Genomic DNA, 23,736 nt, shown 5'->3' with positions numbered 1-23,736 from the left:
CGTGGCTGACCAGCACGGGAAGGGCAACGGAGAAGTCGTGCGCGGACGTGAAGAGAGACCGCCGCAACCCGATGACGCCCTGGTCGAACCTGGGGACGACCTGGCGGGCATCCGGGCTGACGACGCACTGCTGGACGCACTGGGCGGGCGTGACCCCCGGCAGTCGGAAGCGCTCGTCGACGACGAGCTGAACGCGCTGCTGCTGGCGTGGCGGCGCGACGTGGACAGCCGCCCGGTGGGCGAGCTGGTGGACACCGACACCGCCGTGGCGACCATCGCCGCGGCCCGGCCCCAGCCGCGCCCCAGGCGCTACCTCATCCCCCTCGCGAGCGCCGCCGCCGTGCTGGCCATCGCGTTCACCGGGGTGAGCCTGGTGGCGCGCGACGCCCAGCCGGGTGACGCGCTCTGGGGCCTGACCAGGGTCCTCTACTCCGACCACGCGCGGTCGATCGAGGCCGCCGTGGCGGTCCGGACCGACCTCGACACCGCCAACGCCGCGCTCCGCGAGGGCCGCTACCGCGAGGCCGCGACCGCCCTGGAGAAGGCGGGCGCGTTCCTCCCGTCGGTGTCCGAGGACGACGAGCGCGACGTCCTGACCCAGCGGCACGAGTCGCTGAAGCAGGAGCTGGCGAGCACCACGGCCACGCCGACGGCCACGCCGTCCACGGCCACCACGTCGGCGACCTCGACGCTGCCGCAGGTGTCGACCACGCAGTCCACGACGTCGCAGGTGCTGCCCACGCAGCAGACGAGCCAGACCACGGAGCCGCGGCCCACCTCGGAGCCGAACCCGTCCACGGACGCCACCGAGCCGCCGCCACCGCTGCCCACCTCGGGCGAGTCCTCCGGCCAGACGGGGCAGACCCGCGGCGAGACGCAGAGCCCGGGTGGCCAGAGCCCGGGCGGCGAGACCTCCGGGGGCACGCAGGGCTCCCAGGGCACGCAGGGCGCCGGCGAGTAGCCGGACCGACGACGAGCAGGCCCGTCCCGCCTCCGCCGGGGCGGGCTTCGTCACACTTTCCCTACCGCGCGCTCTCCGCGGTCGCGCCGTCCGCGTAACCGCGGCAGTACTCCCAGCTCACGTACGTCGCCGGGTCCGGGTCGTACGCGGGCTCGTGCGGGCGCATCCGCCCGTCGGACAGCAGCTGCTCCAGGCTCGACCTCAGCAGCGCCCAGTCGTGGTAGTGCGGTTCCTGGCACTCGCCGCAGTCCACCACGATCCCCCTGATCCCGCGGGGTTCCAGCAGCGCCTGGTAGACGGCGAGGTCGCTGAGGTCGCCCACCAGCTCGGCGCGCTCGGCGTCGTCCATCGGGGGGTGGTCGTGGTCGTGGTCGTGCTCGGGCTCGCCGAGCGCCCGGGCCGGGTCGTCCGGGTCACCCGCGAACGGGTCTGGTGGCAACGCGTCGTGCGGCACGACCCCGCACGGTACCGGGCGGACCCCCGACCACGTCCAGATACCATGGGCTGAACCCATCGCCGCCTGTGGAAACCCGATCCGCGGCGGCGGGATCGCCGCACGACGGAAGGCAAGCCAGCCGCCATGACCAGCGAGCTCAACGCTGACGGAGTCCCGCCCAAGTTCGCCATGCTGGGACTGACCTTCGACGACGTACTGCTGCTGCCCGCCGAATCCGAGGTCGTGCCCAGCGGGGTGGACACCAGCGCCCGGCTGTCCCGCAACATCACGTTGGGGGTGCCCCTCGCCTCCGCCGCCATGGACACCGTGACGGAGGGCCGGATGGCCATCTCCATGGCGCGCCAGGGCGGCATCGGCGTGCTGCACCGCAACCTCTCCGCCGAGGAGCAGGCCCGCCAGGTGGAGACCGTGAAGCGGTCCGAGGCGGGCATGGTGACCGACCCGGTCACGTGCTCCCCGGAGGACACCATCAAGCACGTGGACGAGCTGTGCGCCCGCTACCGGATCTCCGGCGTCCCGGTGACCGACGCGAGCGGCAAGCTGGTCGGCATCATCACCAACCGGGACATGCGGTTCGAGGTGGACCACTCCCGCAAGGTCAGCGAGGTGATGACCAAGGGCCCGCTGGTCACCGCCCAGGTCGGCGTGTCGGCCGAGGCCGCGCTGGGCCTGCTGCGCCGGCACAAGGTCGAGAAGCTGCCGATCGTGGACGGCGAGGGCAAGATCCGCGGCCTGATCACGGTCAAGGACTTCGTCAAGACCGAGCAGTACCCGAACGCCTCGAAGGACCCGGACGGCAGGCTGCTGTGCGCCGCCGCGATCGGCGTCGGCGAGGACAGCTTCGCGCGCGCCATGGCGCTGGCCGACGCCGGCGTGGACGTGATCATGGTCGACACCGCGCACGGCCACCAGCGCAACGTGCTGGAGATGGTGGCGCGGGTGAAGAAGGAGCTGGGCGAGGACGTCGACGTGGTCGGCGGCAACGTCGCCACCCGCGCGGGCGCCCAGGCGCTGGTGGACGCGGGCGCGGACGGCGTGAAGGTCGGCGTCGGCCCGGGCTCGATCTGCACCACGCGCGTGGTGGCGGGCGTCGGCGTGCCGCAGATCAGCGCGATCTACGAGGCGAGCCTGGCGTGTGCGCCCGCGGGCGTGCCGGTGATCGGCGACGGCGGCATCCAGTACTCCGGCGACATCGCCAAGGCCATCGCGGCGGGCGCGAGCACGGTGATGCTGGGCAGCCTGCTGGCGGGCACCGCCGAGGCGCCCGGCGAGCTGGTCCTGGTCAACGGCAAGCAGTTCAAGACCTACCGGGGCATGGGCTCGCTGGCCGCGCTCCAGGGCCGCGGCGCGGCCAAGTCGTACTCGAAGGACCGGTACTTCCAGGACGACGTGCTGTCCGAGGACAAGCTGGTGCCCGAGGGCATCGAGGGCCGCACGCCGTTCCGGGGCCCGCTGTCCACGGTGGTGCACCAGCTCGTCGGCGGCCTGCGCGCCGCGATGGGCTACACGGGCGCCAAGACGATCGGCGACCTCCAGCGCAAGCAGCTGGTCCGGATCACCGCGGCGGGGCTGAAGGAGAGCCACCCGCACGACATCACCATGACGGTGGAAGCCCCGAACTACACGAGCCGCTGAAAAACGGACCGGTGGGCTGTAAGGTCCACTGGTTTGGGCACGCAGGCTCCACGGAAGGACGACGAAGGTGCGCGATCTGGTCGAGATCGGCATGGGCCGGACCGCGAGGCGGGCCTACGAGCTGGACGACGTCGAGATCATCCCGTCCCGCAGGACCCGGTCCTCGAAGGACGTCTCGACGGCGTGGCAGATCGACGCCTACCGGTTCGAGATCCCGCTGATCACCCACCCGACCGACGCGATCGTGTCGCCGGGCACGGCGGTCGCGGTGGGCGAGCTGGGCGGGTTGGGCGTCCTCAACGCGGAGGGCCTGTGGGCCCGGCACGGTGACGTGGAGGAGGCGCTGTTCCGGCTGGTCAGGGCCGTGGAGGACACCGACGACCCGGCCGCGCCGGTGAAGGTGCTCCAGGAGCTGCACGCCGCGCCGGTGCGCATGGACCTCATCGCCGAGGCGATCAAGCAGGTGCGCGAGTCGGGCGTGACGGTGGCCGTGCGGGTGAGCCCGCAGCGGGCCGCCGAGCTGACCCCGGACCTGCTGGCCGCGGGCGTGGAGATCCTGGTCGTGCAGGGCACGATCATCTCCGCCGAGCACGTCTCGCGCGACGGCGAGCCGCTGAACCTGAAGTCGTTCATCGCCGACCTGGACATCCCGGTCATCGCGGGTGGCGTCGGCGACTACCGGACCGCGATGCACCTGATGCGCACGGGCGCGGCGGGCGTGATCGTGGGCTACGGCTACACGCCGGGCGTGACCACCACGGACGCCGTGCTCGGCATCGGCGTCCCGATGGCCACCGCGATCGCCGACGCGGCCGCGGCGCGCCGGGACTACCTGGACGAGACCGGTGGCCGGTACGTGCACGTGATCGCCGACGGCGGCGTGCTGACCAGCGGTCACGTGGCCAAGGCGATCGCCTGCGGCGCGGACGCGGTGATGCTGGGCGAGCCGCTGGCGTCGGCGGCCGAGGCACCGGGCCAGGGCCTGTACTGGACCGCCGCGTCGGCGCACCCGTCGGTGCCGCGCAGCCACGTGTCCACCGGGGTGGACCAGGTGGTCGACCTGCGGAGCCTGCTGTTCGGGCCGTCGGTGGACCCGCGGGGCGTGACGAACCTGTTCGGCTCGCTCAAGCGGGCGATGGCCAAGACCGGCTACTCGGACCTGAAGGAGTTCCAGAAGGTCGGCCTGACCATCAGGGGCTGACGGGCTCGCGTCCGCTTCGTCCGGTATTTCACCTGGGAGCCCCCGCGGAAAGCGGGGGCTCTTCGGTGTGCCCGGATGTCTGGATCGATCAGGAACTAGCCTGTTACTTCGGGTAACGCCTAACCTGCCAGGCATGGGTGAACTCGCCGGTAACAAAACCGACTACGACGTCGTCGTGGTGGGCTCGGGCTTCGGCGGCAGCGTGGCCGCCCTCCGGCTCACCGAGAAGGGCTACCGGGTGGCCGTCGTCGAGGCCGGCCGCCGGTTCGCCGACCACGAGTTCGCCAAGACCTCCTGGGACCTGCGGCGCTACCTGTGGGCGCCGTTCCTGGGCTGCTACGGCATCCAGCGCATCCACGCCCTGCGCAACGTCATGGTCCTCGCGGGCGCCGGCGTGGGCGGCGGCTCCCTGGTCTACGCCAACACCCTCTACCGGCCGCTCAAGCCGTTCTACGAGGACCGCCAGTGGGCGCACATCACCGACTGGGAGGCCGAGCTGGCCCCGTTCTACGACCAGGCGAGCCGGATGCTGGGCGTGGTGGAGAACCCGACCACCACGCCGTCGGACGAGGTCATGCGCCAGGTCGCGCGGGACATGGGCGTGGCGGACAGCTACCACCCCACCCCGGTCGGCGTGTTCTTCGGCGAGCCGGGCGAGCCGGCCGAGGACCCGTACTTCGGCGGTGCCGGCCCCGCCCGCACCGGCTGCACCGAGTGCGGCGCGTGCATGTCCGGCTGCCGCGTCGGCGCGAAGAACACCCTGGTCAAGAACTACCTGTACCTGGCCGAGCGCAACGGCGCCGAGGTCCTCCCGCTGACCACCGTCACCGACCTGCGCCAGGCGCCCGACGGCACGTGGGCGGTCCACACCCGCCGCACCGGGGCCAAGGTGCGCCGCCACCGCCGCACGATCACCGCGGGCCAGGTCGTGCTCGCCGCCGGCACGTGGGGCACCCAGCAGCTGCTGCACCGCATGAGGGCCACCGGCGCCCTGCCGCGCCTCTCGCCCAGGCTCGGCGAGCTGACCAGGACCAACTCCGAGGCCATCATCGGCGCGGGCCGCTTCACCGTGGACGAGGAGCGCAACTTCAGCCGGGGCGTGGCCATCACCTCGTCCATCCACCCGGACGAGCAGACGCACATCGAGCCCGTCCGCTACGGCCGGGGCAGCAACGCCATGGGCCTGCTCCAGACCCTGGCCACCGACGGCGCCAAGTCCACCCCGCGGGTGCTGCAGTTCCTCGCCCAGGCGGTGCGGCACCCGGTCCGCCTGGCGCGGCTGCTGTCGGTGCACCGGTGGAGCGAGCGGACCGTGATCCTGCTGGTGATGCAGAGCCTGGACAACTCCATCACCACCTACACCCGCAAGGGCGCGTTCGGCCGCCGCAAGCTCACCTCCAGGCAGGGGCACGGGCAGCCGAACCCCACCTTCATCCCCGCCGGCCACCGGGCCAACCTGCTGGCGGCGCGGCACATCGACGGCATCCCCGGCGGCACCTGGGGCGAGCTGTTCAACATCCCCCTCACCGCCCACTTCATCGGCGGCTGCCCGATCGGCGCGGACCCGGAGGGCGGCGTCATCGACCCGTACCACCGGGTCCACGGCTACCCGGGCCTGTCGGTGGTGGACGGCGCGGCGATCTCGGCGAACCTGGGCGTGAACCCGTCCCTGACCATCACCGCGCAGGCCGAGCGGGCGTTCTCGCTGTGGCCGAACAAGGGCGAGCCGGACCGGCGGCCCGCGCAGGGCGAGGGGTACCGGCGGGTCGCCCCGGTGCTCCCGCGGCACCCGGCCGTGCCCGCCGACGCCCCCGGTGCCCTGCGGCTGCCGATCGTGGAGGTGAAGCACCCCTGAGACCGGTCGGGCCGGTCCACGCCGGCGGCACCGCCCGGGGGACCGGGGCGGTGCCGCCGGGCCCTCGGAGCCCTCGGAGCCCTCAGAGGCTGATGCCGGTGAGCACCATGGTGCGCTCCTCGGTGAAGTCCTCCATGGCCGACCGCACGCCCTCGCGCCCGGTGCCCGAGCCCTTCACCCCGCCGTAGGGCATCTGGTCCGCCCGGTACGACGGCACGTCGCCGATGATCACGCCGCCGACCTCCAGCTCGGCCGCCGCCTCGAACGCCACGGTCACGTCCCGGGTGAACACGCCGGCCTGGAGGCCGTAGTCGGTGGCGTTGGCCCGCTCGAACGCCTCGGCCACGGAGTCCACCACGGACACCGCGAGCACCGGCCCGAACACCTCCTGGTGCCACAGCTTCGCCTCCGCCGGCACGTCCTGCACCACGGTCGGCTCGACCGACGTGCCGGTCCGCCCGCCGCCGACGTGCAGGGTGGCCCCGCCGGACACGGCCTCGGCCACCCACTCCTCGACGCGGCGTGCGTTGTCCTCGTCGATCAGCGGCCCGACCTCGACCTCCGGGTCGTGCGGGTCACCGGTCCGCAGCGACCGCACCGCGGCCACCAGCTTCGGCACGAACTCGTCGGCGACGTCGCGGTGCACCAGCACCCGCTGCACCGCGATGCACGACTGCCCGGCCTGGTAGTTGCCGAACGTGGCGATGCGGGAGGCGGCGAGGTCCAGGTCCGGCCAGTCCGGGCACACGATCGCCGCCGAGTTCGACCCCAGCTCCATCACCACGTGCTTGCGCGGCGCGTCGTCCATCAGCGACCACCCGACCGCGGTGGACCCGGTGAACGAGATGACCGGCAGCCGCTTGTCGGTGACCAGCGCCTTCATGTCGCCACCGCGCACCGGCAGCACCGAGAACGCGCCCTCGGGCAGGCCCGCCTCGGCCAGCAGCTCGCCCAGCAGCAGCGCCGACAGCGGCGTGGCCGAGGCCGGCTTGACGATCACCGGCGCGCCGACGGCCAGCGCGGGCGCGACCTTGTGCGCGACCAGGTTCAGCGGGAAGTTGAACGGCGCCACCGCCAGCACCGGCCCGCGCGGCACCCGCCGCACCACGGCCAGCCGGCCCTCGCCGGTGGTGTCGGTGTCGAGCCGCTGGAGCTCGCCGGTGAACCGGCGCGCCTCCTCGGCGGCGAACCGGAAGGTGTTCACCGCCCGCTGCACCTCGACGTTCGCCCACTTCAGCGGCTTGCCGTTCTCCGCGGTGATGGTCTCGGCGATCTCCTCGGCGCGGTCGGCCAGCGCCTGCGAGACGTGGAGCAGGGCCTTGGCCCGCACGTGCGCGGGCGTGCGCCGGAACGACTTGGCCACCGCCGCCGCGGCGGCGACCGCGCGTTCCACCTGGTCCGGCCCCGGTACGGCGACCGAGGCCACCTCGGTGCCGTCGAACGGGTGGTAGACGGTGGTGGCCTGCACGCCCTGCTCGGCGTGTCCGGCGATCCAGCAGGGCCGGGGCTCGGGGGTGGTCGCGTCCATGGTGGTCACCGTATGCCCGTACGGGGTTGGTTGGCTTCACCGATCTTGGAAGTGCACCCGTGCGCACGCCGCGGGATCGGGTCACCAGGGGTGTTGCCCCGCCCGGTGCGGGCGAAACCCGGTGCCCGGACCGGGTCGACCGGCCTCGATGAGCGCCCCCCGGGGTGCCCATGACATCCTTCACCTGCGCGGATCCGCCGGACGAGAGGTTTTCCCCCAGTGCCCGAGAGCAGCAACCGCCCCGTGCTGGTAGTCGACTTCGGCGCGCAGTACGCGCAGCTGATCGCCAGGCGGGTCCGGGAGGCGCAGGTCTACTCGGAAGTCGTGCCGCACAGCACCCCGGTGGCGGAGCTGCTGGAGCGGGACCCGGCCGCCATCGTGCTGTCCGGTGGCCCCTCCAGCGTCTACGAGCCGGGCGCGCCCCAGGTCGACCCGAAGCTGTTCGAGGTCGGCGTCCCGGTGTTCGGCATCTGCTACGGCTTCCAGGCCATGGCGGGCGCCCTGGGCGGCACGGTCGAGCACACCGGCACCCGCGAGTACGGCCGCACCGAGCTGGGCGTGCGGCACGCCGGCGGCCTGCTGCACGACGAGCTGCCCGACCGGCACCCGGTGTGGATGAGCCACGGCGACTGCGTGACCGCCGCGCCCGAGGGCTTCACCGTCACCGCGACCAGCGAGGGCGCGCCGGTGGCCGCGTTCGAGGACCGGGAGCGCCGGTTCGCGGGCGTGCAGTACCACCCGGAGGTGGGGCACTCGCCGCACGGCCAGGAGGTGCTGCGCCGGTTCCTGCACGAGATCGCGGGCATCCGGCCCCAGTGGACGACCTCGTCGATCGTGGACGAGCAGGTGGCCCGCATCCGGGAGCAGGTCGGGAACGGCAAGGCCATCTGCGGCCTGTCCGGCGGCGTGGACTCCGCGGTCGCCGCGGCCCTGGTGCAGCGCGCCATCGGTGACCGCCTGACCTGCGTCTTCGTCGACCACGGCCTGCTGCGCGCGGGCGAGCGCGCCCAGGTCGAGCGCGACTACGTGGCCGCGACCGGCATCCGGCTGGTCACCGTCGACGCCCGCGAGCGCTTCCTGGACGCCCTCAAGGGCGTCACCGACCCCGAGCAGAAGCGCAAGATCATCGGCCGGGAGTTCATCCGGGTCTTCGAGCAGGCCGAGCGCGACCTCAAGGCCGAGGGCGACTACGAGTTCCTCGTGCAGGGCACGCTCTACCCGGACGTGGTCGAGTCCGGCGGCGGCGCGGGCACCGCGAACATCAAGAGCCACCACAACGTGGGCGGCCTGCCCGACGACCTCCAGTTCACCCTGGTCGAGCCGCTGCGCGCGCTGTTCAAGGACGAGGTCCGCCGGGTCGGCACCGAGCTGGGCCTGCCCGAGACCATCGTGCAGCGGCAGCCGTTCCCCGGCCCCGGCCTGGGCATCCGGATCATCGGCGAGGTCACCCAGGAGCGCCTGGACGTCCTGCGCAAGGCCGACGCCATCGCCCGCGAGGAGCTGACCAGCGCGGGCCTGGACCGGCAGATCTGGCAGTGCCCGGTGGTGCTGCTCGCCGACGTGCGCAGCGTCGGCGTCCAGGGCGACGGCCGCACCTACGGCCACCCGGTCGTGTTGCGCCCGGTGTCCAGCGAGGACGCCATGACCGCCGACTGGACCCGCCTGCCCTACGAGGTGCTGGAGCGCATCTCCACCCGCATCACCAACGAGGTGGCCGAGGTCAACCGGGTCGTGCTGGACGTGACGAGCAAGCCGCCGGGCACCATCGAGTGGGAGTGAGCGAAGGCGAAGGGCCCGTCCTGGTCAGGACGGGCCCTTCGCCTTCCCACCGGGTCTACCCCCGCCGGCGCAGCGACGCCGCCAGCAACCCGATCCCGATCACCATCGCCCCGCCCGCCAGCGCCCACCTCAGGTCGAGGAACGCCGGCCACGCGGTCCCGTCGGAGAGCACGTAGGCCGAGGCGACCAGGGCCGCGACGCCCAGCACCAGCCCGACCACGTCCACGTCCCGCCGCTCCACCGATCGGTCCCGGTCAGCCACGACTCACCTCCACGTCCCCGATCTCGCTGCGCACGTCCAGCACGACCTTCAGCCCGCCCGGCCCGTCGGGGCCGTCGTCCGAGGCCCGCTCGACGACGTCCTTGCCGTCGGAGGTCTTGCCGAGGCAGTTCACCGACCCCAGTTCGACCCCGCAGGTCACGGTCACGTCCGCGTCCTTCGGCACCCGCACCTTGGCGCTGCCCAGGCCGAGGTCGACCGCGGTGCTCACGGTGCCGCTGCCGGGCAGCCCGGTCAGGTCGAGGTCGACCTCGCCGATGCCCGCCTCGTACCGCTGGTCCACCTGCTCGACCGTCGTCGGCCGGTCCCGGATGCTGCCCATCCGGCCCGACCTGATGCCGTCGAAGTCGACCGCGGTGCCCACCACGCCGACCAGCGCCAGCGGCACCACCAGCCAGGTCAGCCCGCGGCCACCGCCGCCGCGCAGCGCGCCGACCACCATGCCCGCGCCCAGCACGCCCACCAGCAACCCGATGGTGTGCGTGGGGGTCAGCCACGCCACCTCCCGCGACAGCGCCGCGGCGACCGCCAGCACGATCATCGCCAGCCCGAACGTCACCACGCCCACCCGCGACCGCCGCCGCGGGGGCCGCGGTGCCACGGGCACCGGCGCGGGCGCGGCCGCCGCCGGGTCCGGCAGGTCCCACGCGAACGGCGCCGCGCCCAGCGGGTCCCACGCGGGCGGCGTGGTCCGCCCGGTCGTCTGCTCCTGGTGCTGCACCGGCACCCCCACCACGTCGAAGGCCGGGTCCGGAGCCGGGAAGACCGAGGTCGGCTCCCGGGTCGCGGCCGGCCGGTTGAGCTGCCCGCGGCCGCGGTGCAGCAGGTAGATCCCCCCGACGGAGAGCAGCACCCCGCCGACCATGGTGAACCCGCCGTCGACGAACACGCCGGTCGCCGGGATCACCGCCAGGCCCAGCAGCACGGTCAGCGCGGTCGGCGTCGAGCTGCGCCCCCGCCCCAGCAGCGCCTCCGCGGGCGACACCTCGTCGTCGGCCTGGGCGAAGCACAGCCAGCCCAGCAGGTAGACGAGGATGCCGGCGCCGTTGCACAGCGCCATGGCCACGAACGCGACCCGGACGACCACCGGGTCGATCTGGTACCGCTGCGCGATACCGGCGGCGACACCGGCGATCTTGCGACCGTCGTGGGGCCGCCTGGGCCGGTAGGCCCAGAAGTCCTTCAACGTCTCCTCGACGTTGGCCGCGCTGATGTTCCCGCTCACGGTGACGAGCTTGCCCCGGCACCCGGCCCGCGCACATCCGGGACCCACCCTGAACCCGACATGGGGTGGAACCCTGATGACCGCCCCCCGTGCGCGTGTGACCCTTGGGGGGTGAGCGTGGAGACGAAGGCCCTCGACAGGGTGGGCGCCGAGCCGGTGCGCCGCAGGCGGACCGGCCGGGTGGTCGCGGGCGTGGCCGGCGGGGTCGCCGACCACCTCGGCGTCGAGGTGTTCTGGGTGCGGGCGGTGTTCGCCGCGCTGACCGCGCTCAACGGCGTGGGCGTGGTCGCCTACGGCCTGCTGTGGATGTTCGTGCCGCAGCGCGCCGCGGGCGAGCCGGAGGAGCCGCCGAACCCCCGGGAGCGGCAGCAGGCGCTGGGCCTGGTCGCCCTGGGCATCGCCGCGGCGGTGCTCACGGGCCTGTTCTCCGGGCCGGTGAGCGGGTGGATCGCCGGGCCGCTCGCGGTGGCCCTGGTCGGCGCGGCCGTGGTGTGGCGGGAGGCGGACGAGGCGCAGCGCCGCCGCTGGCGGGACGGCGCGAGGTCCGGGTTCCTCGGCAGCGGCCGCACCGCCGTGGTGCGCGTGCTCGCGGGCGTGGCGCTGGTCGCGATCGGCATCGGCGTGCTGCTGATCAACAGCTACGGCATCGACCAGCTCCGGTTCGCGCTGCTGGCCGTGGTCGCCACGCTGGGCGGCGTCGCGGTGCTGACCGTGCCGCTGTGGGTGAAGCTGATCAACGACCTGGGCGAGGAGCGGCGGGCCCGCATCCGCACCGAGGAACGCGCCGAGATCGCCGCCCACCTGCACGACTCGGTGCTGCAAACGCTTGCGCTGATCCAGAAGCAGGCCGAGCGGCCGCGCGAGGTCAAGCGCCTGGCGCGCGGCCAGGAGCGGCAGCTGCGCGAGTGGCTGTACGGCCGGGTCGTGGAGGAGAACAGCCTGCCCACCGCCATGTCCGCGGCGATCGCCAAGGCGGCGGGCGAGGTGGAGGACGCGTTCGCGCTGACCGTGCAGCAGGTCGTGGTCGGCGACTGCGAGCTGGACCCCAACCTGCACGCGCTGGTGCAGGCGGCCCGCGAGGCGATGGTCAACGCGGCCAAGCACGCGGGCGTCGGCGAGATCAGCGTCTACGGCGAGGTGGAGCCCGACCGGGTGACGGTGTTCGTGCGCGACCGGGGCAAGGGGTTCGACCCGGGCACCGTGCCGGAGGACCGGCATGGCCTCGCGGACTCCATCCGGGGGAGGATGGACCGGCACGGCGGCGAGGTCCGCGTCCGCACCGCGTTGGGTGAGGGCACGGAGGTGCAGCTGATGATGCCGAGGAAGACAGCGGACAAGTGATGGACGGGGGCCGGACCGTGGCGGTACGGGTGTTCCTGGTGGACGACCACGCGCTGTTCCGCGCGGGGGTGCGGGCCGAGCTGGACTCGATCACCGACCAGGTGGAGGTGGTGGGCGAGGCGGGGTCGGTCGGCGAGGCCGTCGCGGGCATCGCGCACCACCGCCCGGACGTGGTGCTGCTGGACGTGCACATGCCCGACGGCGGCGGCGCCGAGGTGCTGCGCCAGGTCCGCACCACGCTGCCCGAGGTGGTGTTCCTGGCGCTGTCGGTGTCCGACGCGGCCGAGGACGTCATCGCGGTCATCCGCGCGGGCGCCCGCGGGTACGTGACCAAGACCATCTCCAGCCAGGAGCTGGTGAAGGCGGTCGTGCGGGTCGCGGAGGGCGACGCGGTGTTCAGCCCCAGGCTGGCCGGGTTCGTGCTCGACGCGTTCGCCGACCGGCCGGGCGCGGCCCCGATCAGCGACCCCGAGCTGGACCTGCTGACCCCGCGCGAGCGCGACGTGCTGCGGCTGCTGGCCCGCGGCTACGCGTACAAGGAGATCGCGTCGGAGCTGTTCATCTCGGTGAAGACGGTCGAGACGCACGTGTCGAGCGTGCTGCGCAAGACGCAGCTGTCCAACCGCTACGAGCTGTCGCGCTGGGCGTCGGACCGCAGGCTGGTCTAGGGCCGCTCCTCGGCCGCCGCGATCCGCAGCCGCCCCTGGTCGGGCTCGACCCGCAGCAGGTACCTCCCGCTGCTCTCGACCCCGCCGCGGACGAACGTGACCACGACCTGCACCCAGGTGTGGGTGCCGTCCTGCCACGTCTCGGCCAGGCTCGCCCGCACGTCGTCGTACTGCCCCCAGAACGCGGCGTAGTCCTCGAACGACTGGCGGTAGGACGCGGTGAGGTTGTCGTAGGCGGCCCGGGGGTCCTCCGGCAGCAGGTCGTAGTGCCGGAGGACGAGTTCGCCCGCCTCGGCGGTGGGCACCGGCGGCGGGGGCGAGGTGGTCACGGTGGACGCCTGCCCGCCGGACGACCCGTCGAGCGGCAGCAGCAGCGAGGCCGCCGCGACCGCACCCGCGCCCAGCACCGCCACGACCGCCGCGACCAGCGGTGCGAGCCACCTGCGCCGCGGCCGGGCGGGGGACCCGGCCGGGGGTGCCTCCGCCCGAGGGTCCGCCGGGTCGGCCAGCAGCGCCGCGGCCTGGTCGGCCGTCGGGCGGGCGTCGCGGTCGGTGGCGAGCATGCGGGTGAGCAGGCCGGTCAGCTCGCCGGCGCGCGCGGGCGGCTCGACCCTGCCCGCGGCGGCCCGGTAGAGCAGGCCGAAGCTGTTGTCCGAGGTGCCGTACGGCGACCGGCCCTCGGTCGCCGCGTACAGGGTCGCGCCGAGGGAGAACACGTCCGACGCGGTGTCCGGCTGCTCGCCGCGCGCGACCTCGGGTGCCAGGTACGCCGGGGTGCCGGTGATCATGCCGCTGTCGGTGAGGGTGCCGTCGCCCGCCGCCCGGGAGATGCCGAAGTCGGTGAGCTTCACCGTGCCGTCGTGGCCGATGAGCACGTTGGACGGTTTCACGTCGCGGTGCACGATGCCCGCCGCGTGCGCCGCGGCGAGCGCGGCGGCGACCTGGGCACCGATCCCGGCCGCCTCGGCCGGTTCGAGCCGTCCCCGCTCGGCCAGCAGGCCGGCCAGGCTCCGCGCGGGCAGGTACTCCATGACCAGCCACGGCCGGTCGTCCTCGACCACCACGTCGAAGACCGCGATCGCACCGGGGTGGTGGAGCCGGGCGGCGTTGCGCGCCTCGCGCATGGCCCGCGCCCTGGCGACCCGGCCCTCGTCGGGCCCGAGGTCGGGCAGGCGCAGCTGCTTCACGGCCACCTCGCGGTCCAGCAGCTCGTCGCGGGCCCGCCAGACGACGCCCATGGCGCCGCTGCCGATCCGCTCGACCAGCGCGTACCGACCGCCCACCGTCCCCCCGGACCCCGTCACGGATCAGAGGGTAGGCGACGCGCTCAGTTGGTCGAGACCAGCTTGGCCAGCTCGCGGTCGAAGTCGATCCACAGGTCCTCCTCGCCGGGCTGGACCACGTCGTAGGTCAGGTCCAGGAACTCGGCGACGTCCTCGGCCTCGGCGGACAGGATGGCGAAGCCCGTCGGCGCGTTGAGCTCCACCAGGACCCGCTCCGGGTCGTCGGCCGCCGGCCGGACCAGGATGTCGCCCTCGCCGGACGGCGTGAGCAGCCCGTCCGCCAGCAGGTCGCGGGCGAAGATCCACTCGACCTTGCCCTGGCCCGTGTGGAAGAGCACGGCTACCGCGTACGGGTCCTCCGGTTCGTAGTGCAGCTCGGCCTCCACCGGTGCCGGAGCCACCCCGGGGACGAGGAGGTGGAACGTCGTCGTCGTGGTGATGCTCTCGTTGCTCATGGCTCTGGGGTTCCCTTCCGGTGCGAGTCCTTTCATGTGAGGAGACGTCCGAGAGGGCTTTCCAGGACGCGGTTCGCCTGAACACCACGCGATCGGGGGAGACCTGCCGCGCAATACCACCCGTTTGCCCAGGAGCGATGTCTCAACTGGCCGTACCGCCGGGTAACCGAGGGTTATCGCAGGTCACTTCAGCGTAGCGAGGGGCTCGGCGGGTACCGGCGCGACGACCGCCGCGGGCTGCCGGCGGGTCAGCGCGACGCCCACGAGCACCACCACCATGCCGATCACCACCCGCACGCCCAGCTCCTCGCCGAGGAACAGCGCGCCGAGCAGCACGGACACCACGGGCAGCAGGTAGCCGACGGTCGTGGCGTTGGTCGGGCCCTCGTCCTCGACGATCCGGTAGTTGAGCACCAGCGCGACGCCCGTGCCCAGGACGCCCAGGATCGCCACGGCCACCAGCGGCGGCCAGGACGGGTGCACCGGCTGCAGGCCGCCCACCGGGACGGCGAGGGCGCCCAGGCCGGACGCGCCGATCAGCTGCGTCGCGGTGATCTGGACGGGCGTCAGGCCGCGCCCGGAGACGGTGCGGCCGATGTAGGCGTAGCAGACCGCGTAGGACGCGGCGGCGGCCAGGCACGCCAGCGCGCCCCAGCTCGCCAGCCCCGCGTGCTCCCACGGCGCGAAGATGACCAGCACCCCGGCGAAGCCGAGCGCCAGGCCGGCCACCCGGGCCGGGTTGCGCTGCCGCTCGGTGCCCAGCGCCAGGCCGATGACCAGCGCCCACAGCGGCGTGGTGGCGTTGAGCACGCCGGCGACGCCGGAGTCCACGGTCTGCTCGCCGAGCGCGAACAGCACGAACGGCAGGGTGGTGCCGAACAGGGAGGCCACCAGCAGGTGGGCCCAGGAGCGGCGGTCGCGCGGCAGCCGCTGCCGGGTGACCCGGAGGAACACCACGAGCACCAGCGCGCCCAGCAGGCTCCGCGTGAAGGCGATCTGCACCGGCGACAGGCCGGTGAGCGCGATCTTGATCCAGAGGAAGCTCGAACCCCACAGCAGGGCGAGCACACCCATCCTCACCAAGGTGCCTGAACTGTTCACGGCACATACCATGAGCCATGCGAAGCATCAGCACAATTGAATAGAACTGCACGACCTTTAAGTAGAACTGTAAGGTTCGGGCATGCTGGACGTGCGACGCATGCAAGTGCTCCGGGCCGTGGTGACCACCGGCTCCATCACCGCCGCGGCGGTCAACCTCGGGTACACGCCCTCGGCGGTCAGCCAGCAGGTCGCGGCCCTGGAGAAGCAGGCGGGCCTGCCGCTGCTCGACCGCGTCGGGCGCGGCGTGCGGCCCACCCAGGCGGGCCGGCTGCTCACCGAGCACGCCGCCCGCATCACCGACCGGCTGGCCGAGGCCGAGGCGGCGCTGGCCGACCTGCGCGCGGGCCGCACCGGGCGGCTGCGCGTGGGCTACTTCGCCACCGCGGGCGCGGCGCTCGTGCCGCCCGCCGTGGCCGCGTTCCGCGAGCGGCACCCCGACGTGCGGCTCGACCTCAGGCTCACCGAGCCCGACGACCCGATGGTGGAGCTGCGGGCGGGCCGCGCCGACGTGGCCGTCGTGGTCCGCGGGCGGGACGCCGAGCCGCCGCGCGGCGTGCGCGTGGTGCACCTGCTCGACGACCCGTACCTGGCGGTGCTGCCGCGCGGCCACGAGCTGGCCCGCAAGCGCGTGCTCGACCTCGCCGACCTGGCCGGCCAGCCGTGGGTGGACGCCGTGGTCGCGCCCGGCGCGTGCCGCGACACCGTGCTCGACGCCTGCGCCGCCGCCGGGTTCGCGCCCAACGTCGTGGTCGAGGCCGACGACTACCCGACCGCGCAGGGGTTCGTCGCCGCCGGGCTGGGCGTCACCATCGTGCCCAAGCTCAGCCTGGGCGTGGTGCACCCCGGCGTGGTCGTGCGCAGGCTGCGCCACCCCGAGCCGACCAGGACCATCGGTGCGGCGGTCCGCGAGGAGAACGCGGACGCGCCCACCGTGACCGGCCTGCTGGCCGCCTTCCGCGAGGCGGCCGGCCGGTGAGCTAGGCGCTGCCCAGGTTCTGCTCGTTGGAGATGAACAGGCTCTGGTCCGACCACTGGAGCACGATCAGCTTGCGCTCGCGGCTGTCCGAGCCGTCCTTCATGTGGAAGGTGACGTCGATCTCGTAGGCGTACTCCGAGTTGTACTTCACCTCGTGCAGGTCGACCGACTCGACCCGGTCCCACCAGCCCTTGTAGCCGGCGAACCCGCCCTTGGAGTTCTGCATCGAGGGCGCCAGCCAGGCCCAGCTGCCGTCCAGGTTGCCCGGCAGCAGCTCGTAGTAGTCCCGGACGGCCTTCTCCTGCTGGTCGCGCGTCGGCGCGCTGGTGTAGGGGCCGGGCGGGGTGGCCACCTTCTGCGTCTGCGTCGTCGAGGGCGCGGCACCCGCGGCCTGCGCCGTGGTGGTGGTCGTGGTCTGGCCGGCCTGGTTGTCCCCGTCGCCCCCACCGGACATCAGGCTCGCCAGCAGGATGCCCACCACGGCCGCGCCCGCGATCGCCAGCGCCGTCACCACGGTCGAGCGTCTGCTCCGGAGCGGGCCGGACCCGGCGGGCCGGGCCTGCCCGGCCGGGCGGCGCGGCGGCGCGGCGGCCGGGCGCTGCTGCGGCGGGGGAGCCGGGACCGGGGCGACGCGCGTCGCGGCGGGGTTGTTCACGGCGGGGTTGCCGCCCGGCGGGGTGTGCCGGTCCGGGGGCATCGCCCGGGTCGCCGCCGCGGGCACCTGGACGGGCGCGCCCTGCCACGACGGCGGGTGCGTCTGCGGCAGCGGCACCGGGAACTCCGGCGCGGCCCGGCCCGCGGCCACCGCGGCCAGCGCCTCGCGCGCCTCCGCCATGGTCGGCCGGTCCTCCGGCTCGGCGCGCAGCAGGCGCATCAGCAGCGCGGTCAGCGGGCCCGCCTGCTTCGGCGGCACCACCTTGCCCGACGCGACCTGGTGCAGCAGCGCGATGGTGTTCTCGTTCAGGCCGAACGGCGGCGCGCCCTCGACCGCCGCGTACAGCGTCGAGCCCAGCGAGAACACGTCCGACGGCGGGCCCGGGTCGTAGCCCTTGGCCACCTCGGGCGCCAGGTAGGCGGGCGTGCCCGCGAGCATCCCGGTCGCGGTGACCGTGACGTCGCCGGTGGCCCGGGAGATGCCGAAGTCGGTGATCTTCACCGTGCCGTCGTGGCCGAGCAGGATGTTGCCGGGCTTGATGTCGCGGTGCACGATGCCGGCGTTGTGGGCGGCGGCCAGCGCCGAGGCCACCTGCTGGCCGATCGAGGCCACGTCCCGGGGCGGCAGCGTGCCGCGCTCCGACAGGGCCGTGGACAGGCTCTTGGACGGCAGGTACTCCATCACCAGCCAGGGCTGGCCGTCGTCCTCCGCCACGTCGTACACGGCGATCGCGTGCGGGTGCTGGAGGCGCGCGGCGATCCGGCCCTCGCGCATGGCCCGGCGCTTGGCCTCGTCGGTGTCGGCTTCGGCCAGACCGGGCTGGAGCAGCAGCTGCTTCACCGCCACGGTCCGGTGCAGGCGCTCGTCGTGCGCCTGCCAGACGACGCCCATCGCTCCGCTGCCGATCCGCTGGCCGAGGCGGTAGCGGCCGGCGACCAGGCGGCCATCGTCGGTCACGGCGTGCTCCCAGTAGCTGCTAGGGATCTTCGGTGGCGCAGGACAACGCCACCATGACTAAAGACGGTGCGTCACCCGATCGGGTTCAGCGCCCACCTTACGAGGTTCACTGCTGTTCTTGTGTGGTGGATGGCGTAGGCACCGAAACCGACGTCGTGGGCTGGGCGGTCGTGGGCTGGGCGGTCGTGGTGGTCGGCCGCGGCGTGGTGGTGGTCGGCCGCGGTGCGGTCGTGGTCGTCGGTTCCGGCTCCGGCGCGTCGGTGGTCGTCACCTCGACCGTGACCGTCTCCGTCTGCACGGTGGTGGTCACCTGGCTGGTGGTGCTCGACGTGGTGGTCGCCGGCGGCTGGGTCGAGCTGCTGCCGCCCGCGGGCGGCGTCGACGGGTTGTTCGAGCCGAACACGTCCAGGGCGATCAGCAGGACGCCCAGCAGCACGATGGCGCCCAGCACCGCGGCGGTGATGGCCAGCGGCCTGGTGTTGCTCCGCCCCGGCGCCGGCCCGACGGGCGGGACGGCACCCGTGCGCGGCCCGACCGTGCGCGGCCCGGGGCGCACCACGCGGGTGCGGTCGGGGTCCACCACGGTCGTGGCGCCCGCGCCGCCCACCGGGGCGATGGCGGTCGCCGTGGCCGCGGGCAGGCCGGTCAGGCTCGGGTGCCTGCCCTGCGCCACCGCGTTGAGCAGGTCCCGGGCCTGGGCCATGGTCGGCCGGTCGGCCGGGTCGTAGTTGAGGAACCGCAGCAGCACGTCGGTCAGCGGGTGGTCGACCGTCGGCGGGTTGATCCGGCCCGCGGCGACCGCGTGCAGCACGCCCAGGGTGTTCTCCGAGAGCCCGAACGGCGGCTCGCCCTCGACCGCCGCGTACAGCGTCGAGCCGAGCGAGAACACGTCCGAGGCGGGCGTCGGGTCCTGGCCGCGGGCGATCTCCGGGGCCAGGTAGGCGGGCGTGCCCGCGATCAGGCCGGTCTTGGTGACCGTGACGTCGTCGCTGGCCCGCGAGATGCCGAAGTCGGTGATCTTGACCAGGCCGTTGTCGGCGAGCAGCACGTTGCCGGGCTTGACGTCGCGGTGCACGATCCCGGCCGCGTGGGCGGCGGCCAGCGCGGCGGCGGCCTGCGCGCCGATCCGCGCCACCTCCACCGGCTCCAGGGGGCCGTGCTCGGCCATCGTGTCGGCCAGGCTGTAGGACGGCAGGTACTCCATGACCAGGCACGGAGCGCCGTTCTCCTCCACCACGTCGTAGACGGCGATGGCGTTGGGGTGGTGCAGCTTGGCGGCGATGCGACCCTCGCGCATGGCGCGCTGGATCGCCTCGTCCTGCTCGCGCTCGTCCAGGCTGGGCTGGAGCAGCAGCTGCTTGATGGCCACGATGCGGCCCAGGCGCTCGTCCTGGGCGCGCCACACGACACCCATCGCACCGCTGCCGATCCGGTCCAGGAACCGGTAGCGCTCGGCGATGACGCGACCGTCGTTGCTCACCGGACCACCTCGCTGGGGCGCTGCGTGACCGCGGCAAGGGCAGCAGGTCTCACGCTCGGGCTCCTCGTCGTGCGGGTCGGTGCGCGGAACAGGCTAGGCCACCGCTCGCCCGCAGAGCCTACCCCGGCCCTGACTACCGCTTTCGCACCGTTGTGCAGGTCACGTGAGCCGAGGGGTGACCGGGAAGGGATACCCGATACCGACCGGGAACGGCACCCGTTCACGCGAAGATCACGGGATTTTGGGGCCGAACGGCCTAGTGCCCGCCAGGTCGCGCGCTCACACCCGGAGTCAAGCACCCGCGCCCCGCCGGTCCAACACCCGCCCCCGGCGTGTCGAACCGCCGTGCCCGGCGTGTCGAACCCCCGGGACCCCCGAGTTCCACGTCCAGGACCCCCGAGTTCCACGTTCGCGAGGGCACCGCGGTGCGCGGCCCGGCGCCGCGGCACCGGGCCCGTCGGGGCGGTGGTCGGGGTCAGTTCGACGAGGAGAAGAAGTCGAACCCGCCGATCGGCTCCAGGATGCCGCCGAGGTCCAGGCCGAGGCCGAGGCCCGGGCCGGACGGCTCGGAGGGCGTCGTGCCGGGGTTCGCGCTCGGGGTCTGGGTCGACGAGGAGGGGGTGGAGGTCGACGGCGGCGTCGCGGTGGACGGGGTCGCGGAGGGCGGCGGCGCGGGCGTGGTGCTGCTCGGCGGCGGCGTGGTGCTGCTGCTCGGGCTCGTCGTGGTCGTCGCGGTCGGCTCGGTGGTGGCCGGCGCCTGCGTCGAGGTGGTCGTCGGCGCCTGGGTGACCGGGGCCTGCCGCTGCTGCTGCTGGCGCTGCTGCCGCTGCTGGGTGGTCGGCGCCTGCTGTTCGGGCGTCGTGGTCGTCGCCTCGGCCTGCCGGACCTCCTGCTGCTGCTGGGCGGCGGCGGCGAGGTCCTTGGTCAGCGTGTTGGTGGCCCGGGCGGCCTGGCGGGCGTCGAAGCGCACCTCGGCCAGCGGCCGCTCGTCCGGGGAGGACACCAGGTTCGACGCGGTGAACGCGACTGTGCCGGCGAGCACCACGCCACCGCCGGCCATCGCGACGATCTTCGGCACGGACAGCCCGCCGCCGCGCTCCTCCTCGCCCGCGCGCCCCTCGCGGCGCAGCAGCTCGGTGATGTGCAGCTCGCGGCCGGACAGGTTGGTCGCCGCCTTGAAGCGCACGGTCTCCGGCTCGACCACGGTCTCCGGTTCGACGTCGGTGATCCTCGGGATCGGCTGCGTCTCCGCCTCGCGCCTGGCGATCAGGTCGGCGACCGACAGCTGGGCCGTCGAGCCATCCCGTCGACGGCGTTTGTCGTCGTTCGACACCGCTGGACACCTTTCCCGGGGAGTGCGTTGCGCTACTGACCGGGACCATGGATACCGAATCGTGACCGAGTTTGTAACCCCTTCGGGGGAAGTTTGGGGCATTAACACAGTTGACTTCGACTCTCCGTGACCTCATCCGGGTCGTCTGTCACGGAGAGTCAGTGCTGCTGGGCGGAGAGGACGTCGACGCCGACGATGCGCGGCACGGTCGTGTCGCTCAGCCGGAACAGCTGCTCGACCCGCAGCCACCGACCGGTGCGCTCCTGCATCGAGACCACCGCGAGCACGCCGCCCGGCCGCGGTGCGGTCGACTCGATGGTGATCGCCTGCACCCGCGCCCACGCCGAGGTGAACCCGCGCGCGTCGCCGCCGAGCAGTTCCGGGGCGAGCAGGCGCGCGGCCTCCGCCGGCTTGGCGGGCAGCAGCTCGTAGAACCGCCGCACGACCTCCACCTGCGGCCGCGGGCCGGGCGTGAGGTCCGGCGGCGGCATCAGCACGGCGCCGGCGGGCGGCACGTCCACCACCACCGGGTCGACCCCGCCGGCCGCGGGCGGCGCGACCGGGCCGCCGCCCAGCTCCGCCGACAGCAGGTCCGGGCGCAGCGCGGCCGGCCCGTCGATCCCGGGCGGCGCCTCGACGCGCGCCGGTTCGGGACCGGCGTCGCGGTGGCCGGCCAGGGCGGAGGCCGCCGCCACGGTCGCCAGCAGCACGACCACGCCGGTGACCACGCCCGCGAGCTTGGTCCCCCGGCCGACCGGCCGCGGCGGCTCGGGTTCGACCGGCAGGTCGAGCACGAGCGCGTGCGCGGCGGCCGGCTCCCGGGGCCGGAGGCGCAACGGGGTCGGTTGCTTCCTGATCAGTTCGGCCACGCTCACCGAGCCCGCACGGCTGTGCCTGCGACCGCTCGTCGTAGGGCGCTGCACTGGTGACTCCCTCGCTGTGTCGTCGCCAGCACTCGTACCGTGCCCGACCAGCGCGAATCCAGCTCCACGCAGTACTTCACCCGTTCGTGGCGGTCAGTGGTCGGCCGCGTCCCTCGTTCGGGGGCGGGGATTACGGAACGGCGTACCCCTTCACGTCCGCGAACGACCGCTAAACGCCTCCCGCGAGCCGTTCGGCGTTGATCAGCGGGACGCCCGCCGCGGTGAACCCCAGCTCGCGCCGCTCGGTGACCCTGGTGCCGTCCCGCCGGACCAGCTGGAGGGTGCTGATCGTGACGCCCCGGCCCGGGTCCACCTCGATGGCGCTCACCTCGACCAGCGACACGCCCGCGAAGTCCCGCTCCAGCAGCGCCTCGGCGCTGGACCGGAAGGAGTCGGACACCAGGGCCATCGCGGTGTCGGCGTTGCGCACCGCCTCCTCGAAGAACCGCTCCGTGCGCGAGGCGATCGCCACGCCGTCGAACGCCGGCCGCTCCGGGGCGTGCGGCACGGTGACCACCTCGGGCGGTGACAGCGCCGGTTCGGCGGGTGCGGTGGCGCCGGTGGTCGTGCGGGCGGTGGACGTGGCGCCGCCCGCGGCCGGCTGTTCGGCGGTCGGTGCCCGCAGGCCCGCAGGCCCGCCGGGGTGGTCCGGCCGGGAGGGGGTCGGCGCCGCGGTGGTCGGCGGCGGTGGCGTGGTGGCGAACCCGGTCAGCAGCGGCACGTCGGCGGGGTAGCCGGGCATGCCGACCCGCTCCACCGGGTTGTTCGAGCCGACCAGCTTCGACGCGGCCAGCGCCAGGCCGACCAGCACGCCCGCCGAGGACAGGACCGCGAACCAGGCGGCCCGCTTCCACGTCCGCGGCGGTGTCACCGAGGCGGGCACCAGGCCGATGTTGAACTTGCGCAACCCGACGGCGTCGCTGTCGGTGAGGGGGTCGCGGGTGCGCTGCGGCGGCAGCGGGGGCGGGTGGTCGAACCCGGGCCGTTCGCGGACCGCTCGCCGGTCGGTCGCGGGGGGTGCCGGTGGTCGGTCGGCTGCCCGCGCCGCGGTTGCCCGGTGTGCCGCGGCTGTTTCGCCGGCTGTCCGCTCTGCGGCTGTCCGGTCGGAGTCCTGCGCCTTGGGTGGCGCTGCCTCGGGTGGTTGTGCCGTGGGGGGCTGTGCCTTGGGTGGCGCTGCCGTGGGTAGTTGCGCTGTGGGTAGTTGTGCTGTGGGTGGCTGCGCTGCGGGTGGCTGCTCCGCAGGTGGCCGCTCCGCCCCCCGGACCGCCGGTCGCCGGCCGCCCTCCCGCATCGCGGGCAGGTGGTCGGGCTCGCGCACCGCCCGCGGCCGGTCGGCCTCCCGCACCGCCCCGCGGTGGTCCGGTTCCCGCACGGCGGGCAGGTGGTCCAGCTCGCCGCCCATCGGCAGCCAGATCGCCGCCCCGTCCTCCAGCCGGTGCGTGCCCGGCCGTTCCGGTTCCCCGATCTCCATGCGTGTGGATCCCTCCACCCCCGCTTGCCGATCCTCGCGACCTTCACCTGTTGTGCTCAAGTGGCGCGGGGCAGGGGGTGGGGTGTCGAGGACCCCGCGGCTACCTCAGAGTAGGCGCAGGGTCCACGTGAGACCGGTTGAATCAGCCTTGTGACGGCGATCAACACTC

20 protein-coding genes are annotated in these 23,736 nt (G+C 73.9%); 8 read left to right on the top strand and 12 right to left on the bottom strand.

Annotation, left to right across the window (positions count from 1 at the left end):
* Position 1 precedes the first annotated feature (1 nt).
* On the top strand, positions 2-961 hold the full coding sequence (locus tag EKG83_RS43670) for an anti-sigma-D factor RsdA (protein WP_051764699.1): 960 nt from the start codon (positions 2-4) through the stop codon (positions 959-961).
* Positions 962-1,022: 61 nt separating this feature from the next.
* Here the strand turns inward: EKG83_RS43670 and EKG83_RS43665 are convergent, their stop codons facing one another.
* Complete coding sequence (locus tag EKG83_RS43665) at positions 1,023-1,475, bottom strand: DUF5319 domain-containing protein (protein ID WP_051764701.1); 453 nt, start codon at positions 1,473-1,475, stop codon at positions 1,023-1,025.
* 66 nt (positions 1,476-1,541) lie between these two features.
* On the opposite strand from EKG83_RS43665, the gene guaB reads away from it, so the two are divergent.
* The 3 genes from guaB to EKG83_RS43650 all read left to right on the top strand — a co-directional run bounded on the left by guaB (position 1,542) and on the right by EKG83_RS43650 (position 6,109).
* Positions 1,542-3,053 (top strand): IMP dehydrogenase, encoded by a 1,512-nt coding sequence (gene guaB, locus EKG83_RS43660; RefSeq protein WP_033428629.1) that lies wholly within the window; start codon positions 1,542-1,544, stop codon positions 3,051-3,053.
* A gap of 67 nt (positions 3,054-3,120) precedes the next feature.
* Positions 3,121-4,254 carry a GuaB3 family IMP dehydrogenase-related protein gene (locus EKG83_RS43655; protein ID WP_033428630.1) on the top strand — a complete coding sequence of 378 codons (1,134 nt, stop codon included), beginning with the start codon at positions 3,121-3,123 and terminating at the stop codon, positions 4,252-4,254.
* A gap of 133 nt (positions 4,255-4,387) precedes the next feature.
* Positions 4,388-6,109: a GMC family oxidoreductase gene (locus EKG83_RS43650; RefSeq protein WP_033428631.1), complete on the top strand. Its 1,722-nt coding sequence runs from the start codon at positions 4,388-4,390 to the stop codon at positions 6,107-6,109.
* Between the two features lie 82 nt (positions 6,110-6,191).
* On the opposite strand, the gene EKG83_RS43645 is transcribed toward EKG83_RS43650, so the two are convergent.
* On the bottom strand, positions 6,192-7,637 hold the full coding sequence (locus tag EKG83_RS43645; RefSeq protein WP_033428815.1) for an aldehyde dehydrogenase family protein: 1,446 nt from the start codon (positions 7,635-7,637) through the stop codon (positions 6,192-6,194).
* 219 nt (positions 7,638-7,856) lie between these two features.
* Here EKG83_RS43645 and guaA point away from each other — a divergent pair, with 219 nt between their 5' ends.
* Positions 7,857-9,416 carry a glutamine-hydrolyzing GMP synthase gene (guaA, locus tag EKG83_RS43640; RefSeq protein WP_033428632.1) on the top strand — a complete coding sequence of 520 codons (1,560 nt, stop codon included), beginning with the start codon at positions 7,857-7,859 and terminating at the stop codon, positions 9,414-9,416.
* A gap of 55 nt (positions 9,417-9,471) precedes the next feature.
* Here guaA and EKG83_RS43635 read toward each other — a convergent pair whose 3' ends face one another.
* Positions 9,472-9,678, bottom strand: a complete 207-nt coding sequence (locus EKG83_RS43635; RefSeq protein WP_033428633.1) for a hypothetical protein — start codon at positions 9,676-9,678, stop codon at positions 9,472-9,474.
* Complete coding sequence (locus tag EKG83_RS43630) at positions 9,671-10,921, bottom strand: PspC domain-containing protein (RefSeq protein ID WP_033428634.1); 1,251 nt, start codon at positions 10,919-10,921, stop codon at positions 9,671-9,673. The genes EKG83_RS43635 and EKG83_RS43630 overlap by 8 nt, the downstream gene beginning before the upstream one ends.
* Positions 10,922-11,032: 111 nt before the next feature.
* Here EKG83_RS43630 and EKG83_RS43625 point away from each other — a divergent pair, with 111 nt between their 5' ends.
* Positions 11,033-12,262, top strand: coding sequence for an ATP-binding protein (locus EKG83_RS43625; protein WP_228122426.1), 1,230 nt, complete (start codon positions 11,033-11,035; stop codon positions 12,260-12,262).
* Entirely contained in the window at positions 12,262-12,930 is a 669-nt protein-coding gene (locus tag EKG83_RS43620) for a response regulator (protein WP_033428635.1), read from the top strand. Before EKG83_RS43625 ends, EKG83_RS43620 begins: the two co-directional genes overlap by 1 nt.
* On the opposite strand, the gene EKG83_RS43615 is transcribed toward EKG83_RS43620, so the two are convergent.
* From EKG83_RS43615 to EKG83_RS43605, 3 genes are all read right to left on the bottom strand, one after another.
* Complete coding sequence (locus EKG83_RS43615; RefSeq protein WP_033428636.1) at positions 12,927-14,234, bottom strand: serine/threonine-protein kinase; 1,308 nt, start codon at positions 14,232-14,234, stop codon at positions 12,927-12,929. The genes EKG83_RS43620 and EKG83_RS43615 overlap by 4 nt on opposite strands.
* A gap of 23 nt (positions 14,235-14,257) precedes the next feature.
* Positions 14,258-14,668: an SsgA family sporulation/cell division regulator gene (locus EKG83_RS43610; protein WP_033428637.1), complete on the bottom strand. Its 411-nt coding sequence runs from the start codon at positions 14,666-14,668 to the stop codon at positions 14,258-14,260.
* Positions 14,669-14,851: 183 nt separating this feature from the next.
* On the bottom strand, positions 14,852-15,742 hold the full coding sequence (locus tag EKG83_RS43605; protein ID WP_211268999.1) for a DMT family transporter: 891 nt from the start codon (positions 15,740-15,742) through the stop codon (positions 14,852-14,854).
* A 109-nt stretch (positions 15,743-15,851) separates the two neighbouring features.
* On the opposite strand from EKG83_RS43605, the gene EKG83_RS43600 reads away from it, so the two are divergent.
* Positions 15,852-16,748 (top strand): LysR family transcriptional regulator, encoded by an 897-nt coding sequence (locus EKG83_RS43600; protein ID WP_033428639.1) that lies wholly within the window; start codon positions 15,852-15,854, stop codon positions 16,746-16,748.
* Between the two features lies 1 nt (position 16,749).
* Here EKG83_RS43600 and EKG83_RS43595 read toward each other — a convergent pair whose 3' ends face one another.
* The 5 genes from EKG83_RS43595 to EKG83_RS43575 form a co-directional block, all read right to left on the bottom strand.
* Positions 16,750-18,360, bottom strand: a complete 1,611-nt coding sequence (locus EKG83_RS43595) for a serine/threonine-protein kinase (RefSeq protein WP_033428640.1) — start codon at positions 18,358-18,360, stop codon at positions 16,750-16,752.
* A 106-nt stretch (positions 18,361-18,466) separates the two neighbouring features.
* The gene (locus EKG83_RS43590; RefSeq protein ID WP_033428641.1) at positions 18,467-19,840 is read right to left on the bottom strand and encodes a serine/threonine-protein kinase; all 1,374 of its coding nucleotides are present in this window, start codon (positions 19,838-19,840) and stop codon (positions 18,467-18,469) included.
* Between the two features lie 475 nt (positions 19,841-20,315).
* Positions 20,316-21,173 (bottom strand): hypothetical protein, encoded by an 858-nt coding sequence (locus EKG83_RS43585; RefSeq protein ID WP_033428642.1) that lies wholly within the window; start codon positions 21,171-21,173, stop codon positions 20,316-20,318.
* Positions 21,174-21,331: 158 nt separating this feature from the next.
* Positions 21,332-22,048: a hypothetical protein gene (locus EKG83_RS43580; protein ID WP_033428643.1), complete on the bottom strand. Its 717-nt coding sequence runs from the start codon at positions 22,046-22,048 to the stop codon at positions 21,332-21,334.
* A 217-nt stretch (positions 22,049-22,265) separates the two neighbouring features.
* Positions 22,266-23,567 carry a hypothetical protein gene (locus EKG83_RS43575; protein ID WP_033428644.1) on the bottom strand — a complete coding sequence of 434 codons (1,302 nt, stop codon included), beginning with the start codon at positions 23,565-23,567 and terminating at the stop codon, positions 22,266-22,268.
* Positions 23,568-23,736 lie beyond the last annotated feature (169 nt).

The sequence above is a fragment of the Saccharothrix syringae genome, from assembly GCF_009498035.1.
Classification (GTDB): Bacteria; Actinomycetota; Actinomycetes; order Mycobacteriales; family Pseudonocardiaceae; genus Actinosynnema; species Actinosynnema syringae.
Note: the sequence above shows the minus strand (reverse complement) of the source record. Positions and strands in the feature narration are given on the sequence as shown.

Coding starts and splice junctions, on each gene's coding strand:
- EKG83_RS43665 (WP_051764701.1), bottom strand. CDS start 1,475: ATGGGTTCAGCCCATGGTATCTGGACGTGGTCGGGGGTCCGCCCGGTA.
- guaB (WP_033428629.1), top strand. CDS start 1,542: ATGACCAGCGAGCTCAACGCTGACGGAGTCCCGCCCAAGTTCGCCATG.
- EKG83_RS43650 (WP_033428631.1), top strand. CDS start 4,388: ATGGGTGAACTCGCCGGTAACAAAACCGACTACGACGTCGTCGTGGTG.
- EKG83_RS43645 (WP_033428815.1), bottom strand. CDS start 7,637: ATGGACGCGACCACCCCCGAGCCCCGGCCCTGCTGGATCGCCGGACAC.
- EKG83_RS43620 (WP_033428635.1), top strand. CDS start 12,262: ATGGACGGGGGCCGGACCGTGGCGGTACGGGTGTTCCTGGTGGACGAC.
- EKG83_RS43610 (WP_033428637.1), bottom strand. CDS start 14,668: ATGAGCAACGAGAGCATCACCACGACGACGACGTTCCACCTCCTCGTC.
- EKG83_RS43605 (WP_211268999.1), bottom strand. CDS start 15,742: ATGGGTGTGCTCGCCCTGCTGTGGGGTTCGAGCTTCCTCTGGATCAAG.
- EKG83_RS43600 (WP_033428639.1), top strand. CDS start 15,852: ATGCTGGACGTGCGACGCATGCAAGTGCTCCGGGCCGTGGTGACCACC.
- EKG83_RS43575 (WP_033428644.1), bottom strand. CDS start 23,567: ATGGAGATCGGGGAACCGGAACGGCCGGGCACGCACCGGCTGGAGGAC.